12 protein-coding genes and 2 pseudogenes are annotated in these 11,002 nt (G+C 62.4%); 7 read left to right on the top strand and 7 right to left on the bottom strand.

What is annotated here, in order from left to right; genetic code table 11:
- Window positions 1-134 precede the first annotated feature (134 nt).
- The 4 genes from A5906_RS29555 to A5906_RS29540 form a co-directional block, all read right to left on the bottom strand.
- On the bottom strand, window positions 135-710 hold the full coding sequence (locus A5906_RS29555) for an ATP-dependent DNA ligase (protein WP_080138718.1): 576 nt from the start codon (window positions 708-710) through the stop codon (window positions 135-137).
- A 146-nt stretch (window positions 711-856) separates the two neighbouring features.
- Complete coding sequence (locus A5906_RS29550) at window positions 857-1,234, bottom strand: hypothetical protein (protein ID WP_167523397.1); 378 nt, start codon at window positions 1,232-1,234, stop codon at window positions 857-859.
- The gene (locus A5906_RS29545) at window positions 1,227-1,583 is read right to left on the bottom strand and encodes a hypothetical protein (protein WP_080138716.1); all 357 of its coding nucleotides are present in this window, start codon (window positions 1,581-1,583) and stop codon (window positions 1,227-1,229) included. The genes A5906_RS29550 and A5906_RS29545 overlap by 8 nt, the downstream gene beginning before the upstream one ends.
- A 766-nt stretch (window positions 1,584-2,349) precedes the next feature.
- Window positions 2,350-2,628 carry a hypothetical protein gene (locus A5906_RS29540; RefSeq protein WP_080138715.1) on the bottom strand — a complete coding sequence of 93 codons (279 nt, stop codon included), beginning with the start codon at window positions 2,626-2,628 and terminating at the stop codon, window positions 2,350-2,352.
- A 254-nt stretch (window positions 2,629-2,882) separates the two neighbouring features.
- Between A5906_RS29540 and A5906_RS42715 the strand changes: the two genes are divergently transcribed.
- Window positions 2,883-3,179: a hypothetical protein gene (locus tag A5906_RS42715; RefSeq protein ID WP_161495447.1), complete on the top strand. Its 297-nt coding sequence runs from the start codon at window positions 2,883-2,885 to the stop codon at window positions 3,177-3,179.
- Window positions 3,180-3,237: 58 nt separating this feature from the next.
- Here A5906_RS42715 and A5906_RS29530 read toward each other — a convergent pair whose 3' ends face one another.
- Window positions 3,238-3,990, bottom strand: a complete 753-nt coding sequence (locus A5906_RS29530) for an FkbM family methyltransferase (RefSeq protein WP_080138829.1) — start codon at window positions 3,988-3,990, stop codon at window positions 3,238-3,240.
- Between the two features lie 243 nt (window positions 3,991-4,233).
- Between A5906_RS29530 and ku the strand changes: the two genes are divergently transcribed.
- The 5 genes from ku to mdoH all read left to right on the top strand — a co-directional run bounded on the left by ku (window position 4,234) and on the right by mdoH (window position 9,435).
- On the top strand, window positions 4,234-5,163 hold the full coding sequence (gene ku, locus A5906_RS29525; RefSeq protein ID WP_080138713.1) for a non-homologous end joining protein Ku: 930 nt from the start codon (window positions 4,234-4,236) through the stop codon (window positions 5,161-5,163).
- 51 nt (window positions 5,164-5,214) lie between these two features.
- A complete protein-coding gene (locus tag A5906_RS29520) occupies window positions 5,215-5,466 on the top strand; it encodes a hypothetical protein (RefSeq protein ID WP_080138712.1) in 252 nt (83 codons plus the stop codon).
- Between the two features lie 31 nt (window positions 5,467-5,497).
- Entirely contained in the window at window positions 5,498-5,725 is a 228-nt protein-coding gene (locus A5906_RS29515) for a hypothetical protein (protein WP_080138711.1), read from the top strand.
- A gap of 141 nt (window positions 5,726-5,866) precedes the next feature.
- On the top strand, window positions 5,867-7,327 hold the full coding sequence (locus A5906_RS29510) for a glucan biosynthesis protein G (protein WP_430642424.1): 1,461 nt from the start codon (window positions 5,867-5,869) through the stop codon (window positions 7,325-7,327).
- Window positions 7,315-9,435, top strand: coding sequence for a glucans biosynthesis glucosyltransferase MdoH (mdoH, locus tag A5906_RS29505; RefSeq protein WP_080138709.1), 2,121 nt, complete (start codon window positions 7,315-7,317; stop codon window positions 9,433-9,435). Before A5906_RS29510 ends, mdoH begins: the two co-directional genes overlap by 13 nt.
- A gap of 58 nt (window positions 9,436-9,493) precedes the next feature.
- On the opposite strand, the pseudogene A5906_RS46465 reads toward mdoH, so the two are convergent.
- Window positions 9,494-10,184, bottom strand: a pseudogene (locus A5906_RS46465) (ABC transporter substrate-binding protein); the annotation flags it as partial.
- 4 nt (window positions 10,185-10,188) lie between these two features.
- Window positions 10,189-10,428 (bottom strand): annotated as a pseudogene (locus A5906_RS43545) (ABC transporter substrate-binding protein); the annotation flags it as partial.
- A gap of 217 nt (window positions 10,429-10,645) precedes the next feature.
- On the opposite strand from A5906_RS43545, the gene A5906_RS41845 reads away from it, so the two are divergent.
- Complete coding sequence (locus A5906_RS41845; RefSeq protein ID WP_136615560.1) at window positions 10,646-10,882, top strand: hypothetical protein; 237 nt, start codon at window positions 10,646-10,648, stop codon at window positions 10,880-10,882.
- Window positions 10,883-11,002: the final 120 nt, after the last annotated feature.

Below are 11,002 nucleotides of genomic sequence, written 5' to 3'. Positions count from 1 at the left end.
GGGGGCGCTTGCAGTCGGCGGCGGCGACGCCGGGCAGTTCCTCATAACGAATGCATGGCGCGGCCAAATGTGTGCGGCACGGGATGCCCGCCGCGCGCAGCGTTTGTGCTGATCGCCCCTTCAGAGTTCGCGGCTCATGCCGGATGGGAGTGGTTTTTGATTTTGCGCCATTCATGGGTCCGGCCAGCGACGTAGGGGCGATCACGGCGCTTGGAGACGATGCCCTCGAGGCGGAGATCGCACGCCGCGCGAAAGAGGTCCGGGCCGATCGCGCCGCTTTCGAACGGCGCGATGAAGATGCCGTCGGGCCGGCCGCGCAACACACGCGCGAGATTGGTCTTGCGCGTCTCCAGCGGCAGCTGGCGCAGATCCTCGCCTCCGACCGTGAGCACGTCGAAGGCATAGAGCTGCACCTCGTCGTCGTGCTGGCGGGAATGCAGGGCATCAAAATCGGAGACAACGTCGACGCCGAGAATAACGGCCTCGCCGTCGATGACGAATTGCTGCTCACGGTTGCGCAGCGCCGCCTGCATGATCAAGGGGAAGCGGTTGGTCCAGTTGTAGGCGTTCCGAGTGATCAGGCGCACGCCACGGCCGTTGTGCTCGAGGCGCAAGCGATAGCCGTCATACTTGATCTCGTGGAACCAGTCGGGGCCTTCGGGGACGGTCTTGGCCGCGGTCGGCAGGCAAAACTCGAATGTGCTGGGCATGAGAACGAGATAGTCACGCGGCCGCGAATATGCGAATCTGCGGTTGATTTGAGCGTCGGGATTTCGTCAGTGAGGGACCGATGACAATTGCATTGCCATACCTTGGAATTGCGGTCTGCTGCTCACTCGCTGTGTGGTTGGTGAGCCTAGTGCTTTAGGAACGGCTTCGAACCGTTATTGACGCCAGCCGTCCTTGTCGATCTCGACACGGATGCCTTCGGGCATGCGCGGCATCTCTCCATCTGCAGGACCCAGGCCGGGCACGGCACGCCGGCGCCGCCGCAGGTACATCCCCGCGGGCCGTCCCAGGGACGGTCGGGGTGGTTCTCGCAAACCCAGCCGGTGTCATCGCAAATAGTGCAGGGCTGCATCGGCTCTTCCTCGATTTCCTGGCCGTGCAGATGATCGAGCACCTCGCCGAGGTCTCTCATGTCCAGCAACTCGCCGCAGATCGGGCAGCGGATGTAATGGTCGGCTTCGCACTGCGGCCGCCAAGAGCCGCTTGGCTTCCCTTTTTCAGCCATCACCGGCGATCCTGAATGGGAGTGGCAGCTGGACGCCGAGGGCGCGGCCGAGCTGGCTCTCGACGAAATCCTTCAAGGCATCCGAGATCTCGTGACCTTCAGCGGCAATCCTGCGCTCGAGCTCGCGGGCAACGTCCTCGGACGCGTCGCGCGACCAGCCCTCGACCGGGTTGAACGCGACCACGCGAAGCACCCGGTCATATTGCCCGGTGAGCAGGTCGTCGATCAGTGTGGAATAATCGATGCCTTCGTCGGTCTCACGGAATGCCGCACCGTCGCGAAACTCCTCCAGGACTAGGTAAAAATCCTTATCGAGGCGATCGTTCGGAACGATGGACGGCGCGGCCATACGCGATAACTCCATTGACCGGGGTCAAATCTAGGCGGCCTTCCGTCCGAAGGCGAATCGGAACCTGCGGAATTTTTGTCGCGTTGCCGTCGTGCCAGCATACCTACGTCCTCAGGAACGCTTCTTCGCGTTCCAACCCCTTCACCCGTGTCGTACTTTGTCGTCACGCACCAGGCGGGCAACACACCGGGGTCCGTCCCAGACCTCAACGGAAGCGTGGGCTTCTAAGAATTTCTCGGATCGAGCTTGGGCTTCTTTGTCCGATGGGCAATTGATTTCATAAACTGCACGGACAACGCCTCCTGCATCGACCGCGTACGCAACATATCGCATCGCAGTTCCCACTTTGACGAGAACTGCTATCAAGATTCATTCGCCGCTTGATCGTTCCTGCGGCTGCGTCTTGTCATGAAGGAGGGGCGCCGGTCGACGGCGCTGGAAAGGCTCGCGCGAGTATGGCGTTTGCCGAGTGGGGATGCGGTCCACTCGCAATTGCTGCGACATCCATTCACATTGCGGAAATCAGCGAAAGCGGGAAAACTCGGCAATGCCGGGGCTGGCGAAGGCATTTCATTTCGGAATTATTGAACCCGGCAGCGTGAGGGGCCGCTGCCCAAAGGCAGCGGTCCTTTGCTTTGCATCATTTACGGGTGCGTCGGAACCGGTCGACATTTCCTCAGTTATCAGCTCGCATCTGTTACCCACCCCAGATGCCCCAGCAAGGCCCAAGCCGGGTCGCCCCCATACCGGCTTGGGCCTTCTTTTTTCACGCATGCAGATTGGGACGCCTGCAAACGCGGCCAGTGCAGTGATGTTGGGGTTGGTCAGCGCTGCTTTCGCGCGTGCTCGGCTCGACGGCGCGCAGCAGGGCGGCAAGGCTGGGATATTCCACGCCATTGCGGTTGTAGCGGTTGACGCGCTCGAGATAGCGGGCCGATCCGTCGGGCTTGCCGCGCCAGCTGAACAGCAGTACGGCGCTGTTGTGCTGGCGCAGAACGTGCCCGGCGCCATTACCGAAAGACTTGCTCATGGCGTGGGGCTTCATGGCCGCGCCTCCAGCTTCGCCAGCTCGGACTCGTCCATTCCCGGATAAGCATCCGGAGCGGGGACGTTCCCAATGTGGGGCGAGGAAAGATTCGGCGGGGGTGAACAGCTTCACACTTCGTGGTTTTCACTGGCCGGTAAACCGGGGCTTTCCCACCATTGACATTCTTGTCACTTCGCGGCCGTCGCCAGCAGATCCTCGCCAGCTTTCTTGAGCCGCACATAGGTCCCACTCTCGTGCAGCTCGAGCCAGTCGTGTTCGACGGCGTATTTGATGCCGGCGCCGAATTCGGCGCCCGTCTGACGCCTCGATACCTCTCGCGGAGCGCGCGCGACGACATTGTCGCCAATACGTTCCTGGAGCTGTACGAGCGGCGCATCGATCGCGCTGGAATGCCCGCATGCATCAAAGCGATGGTGACAGCGCACAATCGAGATAACCCGATGAATGTGTACGGCGACATTCGCGCGCCGCTGCCTCTCGATGCGCCAGCCTATCTCGACGGGACGATGTCGCGCGTTGAGATTGTGTCGGAGGGCCTCTGGGCGTGAATTGAGAAGACAGGAGGTAGGCCTGCCGGTTCACGCTGGCGGGCCTTCCTTGGGCAATTTACGAGCGACCGCCCGCGGCGTTGATCCGCTGATACAAAGACATTGGGATTGTGGTTCCGATGGCGGTCGGGGGAAAGAAAAGGAAGTCTCGGTGTCCGCCAAGCCCGAACTTTGCGTGCGGGATCTCCCACCCAACTTGATAAGGCAAGTATACGTTGTCCAAATACATTGCGCCGAAGTAACCGAGACCCTCAAAAAACGAGAACAGGTCGCAGGCATTTGCGGAAAGACTTTCGAATTGTATTACGGGCCGATACGTCTCGATGACACGCCGGGCGCCTGCGAAGGTTCTTAATTCGTGGCCCTCGACGTCACATTTGATGAACTTGAGATTCGGGAGATCGAAATCATCAAGAGGCACGAGAGGAACGGAGAGCGCCTGATCACTAGCCTTCCTCCGCTCTTCGCACAATGAGGCGCTTCCGTCGCCAACTCGTTGCCGGGCCAGTTGGGCGGTACCGCGGCGATCCGACAGAGCCGTCTCAACCATCTCGACGTGATCGAGGGCGAAATGCCTCTTTCGGTCCCGGACATAGCTAACCATCTCAGGCTGAGGTTCGAAGGCGAGAACCCTGCCGGACGGGCCGACCGCGCGTGCCAACCAATAGCAGTAGATTCCTTTGTTGGCGCCAATATCAACCACGGTTGCTCCCTCTAGATTGAGGAGCATCAGCGTCTTCAGAGGAAGCTTTTCTGTGTGGAAGCGATAGCGAAGGCACCGTATAAAAAAATGCGCGTCTTCAATAAGCATTATTACTACCCACCAAAGGGCCTCAAGATACACGGTGGGGTTGTTGTGCTCAACAGTCACCTTTGTTGCATTGCATCAGTGGTGAGGCCCAACCCATACGGATTCGGGTGACCAACTCGACCGTTGCGTCGCCAGATGATTGATTGATGCGAAGGCGGGAAAAAGATTGGGGCTCGCAGTGTCGGAACCGGGCTGCCTCGTTCGTCTTGAATCCGTGCAACAACGTTTCGGAGTCCCGCGTTCATGGCCCCCCGCGCCAACTGGAAAGGCTTCCTTCGGCTATCTCTGGTCACTTGTCCGGTGGCGCTCTACCCGGCCACGTCCGAGTCCGAGAAGATCTCGTTCAACCAGCTCAACCGCCAGACTGGCCACCGCATCAAGTACCTCAAGGTCGACGCCGACACGGGCGACGAGGTGCCGAACGAGGACATCGTCAAGGGCTACCAGATCGAGAAGGACCAGTTCATCGAGGTGACGAAGGAGGAGCTCGAGGAGGTCGCGCTGGAGTCCACGCGCACCATCGAGATCGACGAATTCGTCGACAGGTCCGACATCGACCCGCGCTACCTGATCCGCCCCTATTACCTGCGTCCGGATGGAAAGGTCGGGCACGACGCCTTCGCCGTGATCCGCGAGACCATCCGTGAGATGGAAAAGGTAGCGATCGGTCGGGTGGTGCTGACGAACCGCGAGCACATCATCGCACTCGAGGCGCGCGACAAGGGGCTGATCGGCACGCTATTGCGCTACCCGTACGAGGTCAGGGGCGAGCAGGAATATTTCGACGAGATCCAGGACGTGAAGGTCACGAAGGATATGCTCGATCTCGCCAAGCACATCGTGAACCAGAAGGCGGGGCGCTTCGATCCGGAGAAGTTCGAGGATCACTACGAGAGCGCTCTGGTCGAGCTCATCAACCAGAAGCGGGTCGGCAAGGTCATTCGTCCGAAGGAGCGGCCGAAGGGCGAGAACGTCGTCGATCTGATGGACGCGCTGCGCAAGAGCGTGGGTGGCGCTACGGCCGACGCGGCGGCGCCGAAAAACCCCGCCAAGAAGCCAAAGAAGGCGTCTGCTGGCCAGAAGGAAATGCTGATGCCGATCGCGGGCAAGAAGCCGGCCAAGGAGGGCGCAGCCAAGAAGCCGGCGGCCGGGCCCCGGCGGAAGTCGGCCTAGGAACCGAGACGCGGGAGGCCGGTTTCTGTGGCGCCACTCTGGGAGGTTCGCATGGATATGAAAGAATCGTCGGCGATGACGGAGGCATCCGGATTGACGGGCGAGCAGACCGCCCTCGAGCGGGCTTCGGTGGACCGGTCGAGCGCGAATACCGGGTCCGCGGACGGGAGGGCAACCACGCCAATTTCGCGGGATGCGGCGGTGCGCTGGGCCGAGCGATTGCGCGAAGTCACCCTGCAAGCCCCGCTGCAGTCGCTCCTTGTCGCGTTTCTGCTCGGCATTTGGTTTGCTCGTCGCCGTTAGAGACCGCCGATGAGGACGCGAATCGCAAGGCTTGGGCCAGCAGCGCGAACCGGGCTGCCGAGATACCGTTGATCTGGCGCAAGCGTCGGACGTCGAAGCCGTGAATCCTACGGACATGAAAAAGCCGGCTGGCCAGGTCCAGCGCAGCGAGCTGAATTCCAGGAAGGCTCGCCTGGAAGAGGCGCGTCGGGCCGCGGAGGAATACGCCGCTGATCTCCGGGAAATCATCAGAAAGCTTCGTGCGCGTCTGCTCAATTGAGACCGGGGCGCGGCATCAATGCTGGCCGCGCGGTGGAACTCGCTCGCTTGGCGGTCGTTGCATGGCCGCGGCAAGCAGTAGCGGGTAGGAGAGCACGTGAACCGACGGCAACTTGTTCAAGGGTCGGCGTTGCTGCCAGCATTGCTGCTCGCCTCGCGCAGCGGTTACGCCGCCGCGTCGGATGACGTGTTTGGGCCGTCCACGGTCAGGGACTTGGCCCGTGCGCTGGCCGGCAAACCGTACGAGGCGCCGGACGAGAAGCTCCCGAGCGGATTGAAGGACCTGGACTACGATCAGTATCGTTCGATCCGCTTTTTGCCGGAGCGTGCGCTCTGGCGCGGCAAGAATCTTCCGTTCGAGGCACAGTTCTTCCATCGCGGCTTCTTCTACAAGAACAGGGTGACCATCTTCGAGGTCGCTGACGGAAAAGCCACCGAGCTCAGGTACCGCAAGGACGACTTTGCCTTCGGCGAGAAGGTCCCGGCGTTCGAGGACGTCGATCTCGGGTTCGCGGGCTTTCGCATCCACGCGCCCATGAACCGTCCCGACTATTACGACGAGGTCTGCGTCTTTCTCGGCGCGAGTTATTTCCGCGCCGTGTCCAAGGGGCAGACGTACGGGCTCTCGGCTCGGGGACTTTCGATCGATACAGGCGAAGCCAAGGGCGAGGAATTTCCGGTCTTCAAGACGTTCTGGCTCGAGCGGCCGGCCCCGGGTGCGACCTCGTTGGTGATCCATGCTCTGCTCGACAGCAAGAGCTGCGCCGCGAGCTACCGATTCACCGTCCGCCCTGGGGACACTACGGTCTTCGACGTCGAGATGTCGGTCTACCCGCGCGTCGAGATGCGGCGCGCCGGGCTCGCACCCATGACGAGCATGTTCTTCTACGGTCCGAACGACCGCAACGACATCGACGACTTCCGTCCGTCGGTCCACGATTCCGATGGCCTCGCGATCTTCAACGGCAAGGGCGAAAGCCTGTGGCGACCGCTCAGCAACCCCCGTGATCTCCAGATCAGCACCTTCCAGGATCTGAATCCCCGTGGGTTCGGGCTGATGCAGCGCGAGAGAAACTTCTTCGCCTATCAGGACATCGAATCCAACTTCGAAAAACGCCCAAGTCTCTGGATGGAGCCGATCGGCGATTGGGGCGAGGGCGGCGTCATGCTGTTCGAGATCCCGACCAAGGAGGAGGTGCACGACAACATCGCCGCATTCTGGCGGCCAAAGAATCCGCTGCAGGCAAAGGGCGAACACAACTACACCTACCGGCTGCACTGGGGACCGGACAGTCCGAAACCGAATTCGCTGGCCCGCTTCACGCGAAGCGGAATAGGAGCGAGGGGCGAAGACGCCCGCCTCTTCGTCCTCGATCTGGTCGGTGAGCACCTCAAGGGCATCGATCCGGCCGGCGTCAAAGGCGTCGTGACGGCGGAGAAGTCCGAGGTGAAGAACATCGTCACGCAGCCCAATCCGTACACGGGCGGTTGGCGGCTGAGCTTCCAGTGCCAGGTGAAAGGGGAGCCGATCGAGCTACGGGCTTTTCTGACCGAGGGCGACAAGCCCTTGTCGGAAGTTTGGGTCTACCGATGGGCACCCTGAACACGGCGCCCCGGCCGGTCGCCGGCGATATCGTGACCCAACGCCTGCTGCCGCGCGAGTCACCCCTCCCGATGGCTCCCGGCGACCTCGGAAACAAAGGGGTCCCCGACCGCGTCCCTGCGCCGGCTGCGCCCGCGATGGCCTGGCGACGCGGCCTCATCCTGCTCACGACGGCGGCGCTCACGGGGGCCGGCGGCTATGAGATGTATCGCGTGCTGGAGGTCGGCGGCGTCACCGTCCTCGAAGCCATGGTGCTGGCGCTCTTTCTGATCCTGCTCGCCTGGGTCGCCTTCTCGTTCGCCTCCGCGCTCGCCGGCTTCTTCGTCCTGCTGTCTCATGGTTCGAACGCCTACTCGCCGGAGGCGGAGCCGCCTGCGATCGCGAGCCGCACCGCCATGCTGCTGCCGACCTACAACGAGGACCCGCACCGATTGACGGCACGGCTGCGGGCGATCATCGAGTCCTTGGAAGCGACGAACCATGGAGAGCTGTTCGACTGGTACGTTCTGAGCGACAGCACCGATCCGGACATCTGGGTCGCCGAAGAAAAGGCACTGCTCGCATTGCGACAGGCCGTCGGCACATCGCGGCTGTACTATCGTCACCGCGGCGACAACACGGCGCGCAAAGCCGGCAACATCTCGGAGTGGATCACGCGGTTCGGAGCTGTCTACGACTTCATGATCGTGCTCGACGCCGACAGTCTCATGAGTGGGCAGACCATCGTCCGATTGGTCCATGCCATCGAGACCAATGCCACCGCCGGCCTCGTCCAGTCGCTGCCCCTGATCGTCAATGCGCGAAGTCTGTTCAGCCGCGTCCAGCAATTCGCGGGACGGTTATACGGACCGATGATCGCCGCCGGCGTCGCCTGGTGGCACGGCTCCGAGGGCAATTACTGGGGCCACAACGCGATCATCCGGGTGAAGGCGTTCGCCGAAGCGGCGGCGCTGCCGCAGCTGCGGGGGCCCAAGCCGTTCGGCGGGCACATCCTAAGCCACGATTTCGTCGAGGCCGCGCTGATGCGGCGCGCCGGGTGGGGCATCTACATGCTGCCGATGCTTGGCGGAAGCTACGAAGAAGTGCCGCCTTCGCTGCTCGACTTTGCCGCGCGCGACCGTCGCTGGTGCCAGGGTAATCTTCAGCATCTCGCTGTCGTGCCGGCGCGAGGTCTCCACTGGCTGTCGCGCCTGCATTTCATGGTGGGGGTAGGGGCCTATCTGACGGCGCCGCTATGGCTGCTGTTCCTGCTACTGGGGATGCTGATCTCGCTGCAGGCGCGCTTCGTGCGTCCGGAGTATTTTCCGAAGGGTTTCTCGTTGTTTCCGACCTGGCCCGCACAGGATCCCGTGCTGGCCGTCTGGGTATTCGTAGCCACGATGGGTCTGCTGCTGTTGCCGAAGCTGCTCAGCCTCGTGCTCGTTTGGATGCGGGTAGCAGTGAGGCGCCAATTCGGCGGCGCGTTGCGGACCTCGGCCGGAGTTCTCGCAGAGGTCGTCGTATCCGCGTTGATGGCGCCCGTGATGATGATCTTCCAGTCGATCGCGGTCGTGGAGATATTGTCCGGCCGCGATGCGGGCTGGCAGACGCAAAGGCGCGACGACGGCACGGTGGAGCGCCGCGAGCTCTACCGGAAATACGGCGTTCCGACCCTGTGCGGCGTTGCGATGGCGGCAAGCGCGTACGCCGTTTCGCTGCCCCTGCTGCTCTGGATGTCGCCGGTCATCGTCGGCCTGCTGTTCGCCGTTCCTATCGGCGCGCTGACCGCCGGGCCCGCCCTCGGCAAATTGTTCGTCACGCCCGAAGAACGAGAGCCGCCCCCGGTCCTGCGCCGGGCGAACGAATTGAGCGCTTCGGCGGATCTCGGAGCCCGGCCCGCTCTGGTGGAACTTCGCGAGGACCCAGCGCTGTTGGCCTTCCACCTGGCGCAGCTGCCGCCTCCTCGCGCCGCTCGGCCCGACATGATCGATGCCAACCTGGCGGTCGGCCGCGCCAAGGTCGATGCGAGCGATACCTTCGAGGAAGCTGCGGCGCATCTGTCTTCGCGGGAAGTCCTCGCGATCTTGAACGACGATCCGACACTCTCGACCGTGCTGCAGAAGCGATGAGGATTTGGCCTAGCGGGCAGTTCGAAGGAGCAGCGAGAGGATCGGCTCGTATAGCTGGTTATTCGATCAGTTCGTCCGCTTCGATCAAAATGGATGGAGGCACGGCGAGACCGAGTGTCTTGGCCGTTCTTGTGTTGATGACCAATTCGAACTTCGTCGGTCGCGAAACCGGAAGCTCGTCCGGTTTCGCGCCTCTAAGGATTTTGCCAGCGTACGCGCCCAACTGGCGATACGTGTCGGAGAGGCTGGCGCCATAGCTCATGAGACCCCCTCCAGCCGGGAATTCCCGGATATGGAAGATGCCCGGCAGACGATCCCGAGCCGAAAGTCTCAAGATTTGCTCGCGGCGGCTGTCGAAGAACGGATCATTCTGCACGATCAGTCCTGAGATTCCTGCCTTGAGCAGCTCCGCGACACTGGAGTCGATCTCGGCGTCGGTGCTCGCCTGCTGGACCCGGATTTCGCGCCCGAGCGTGCGGGCGGCGGCCGCGATGGATTGCTTGTGTTCTTCGGCCGCCTCGGCGCCGAAGCGCGGGTTCACAAGTAGTCCCAGCACTTGGGCCGCAGGAACCATCGAGCACAAGAGGGCTAGTCGCTTTCCTCCCAAGTCGCCGGTGAAGAAGTTGACGCCGGTCGCCATGCCGGGACGATTCATGCTCTTCACAAGTCCAGCCTGCACGGGATCTTCGCCGACCACGAAGACCATCGGGACCGGAAAGTTCGCTGCCTTCGCCGCCTTCGCGGCGGGGNNNNGGCGAGCCGGGGCAATTGGCCGTAATCGCCTTTCGCCCAGCGGTACTCGACGACGACGTTACGGCCCTCGGCGTACCCCATCTCTTCGAGCCCCCGCCGAAAGGCATTCGTGTGGGTTTGGGCTTCTTCTGGCGAGCGGGTGCTGAGAAATCCGAGGACGGGTTGCCCCTGCTGGGCACGTGCGATTGCGGGCAGGCCGGCCGCGACGGCAAACGCTCGGATGAAATCGCGCCTTCGCATTGTTTCCTCCGCTCTTACAGCTAAGGTACACATTTTGTCGGTCCCGCGCAGAGATTTCGGATGGACGAAGGGATCGCCACCGTGATCGGCGACGCAGCGGTCGCGGACAGAACCGAATTCCTTCGATGCAGCTCAACTTCGTGGGACCCCGGCGTTGGGAACAAATCCATCAAGATCCGCTTGATGCCGGGCGCGATCCCGCGCGGGAGGATTTTCGGTGAAGAAGTTCGGATGGACGGCGATAGTATTGACTATAGCGATGCTCGGCGGCGCGCATATGGCTTCGGCGAGATTGGGCATGGCGCCCACGGCGACGCAGGACGAAAGCCTGATCCAGGTGAAGGGCGGGCATGGTCACGGTCACGGGAGAGGCCACCGCGGATGGCACGGCAACCGCGGCCACCACTACGGATGGTACATCGGACGCGGCAACCGGCCGCATCACCACCACTGAGGTCCGCTATGGCACCGCCCGTCCTCCGGCGGTTGTCCACGGCTCCCTGCTCCATTGAGCCAACAATGTGCATCACCCCGCGTGTCCTCCCCTCTGCCTGTCTCGATTACCATCTGAAGG

This window comes from Bradyrhizobium sacchari (assembly GCF_002068095.1).
GTDB lineage: Bacteria > Pseudomonadota > Alphaproteobacteria > Rhizobiales > Xanthobacteraceae > Bradyrhizobium > Bradyrhizobium sacchari.
The sequence above is the reverse complement of the archived record's forward strand: the minus strand, read 5'-3'. Positions and strand labels throughout refer to the sequence as shown.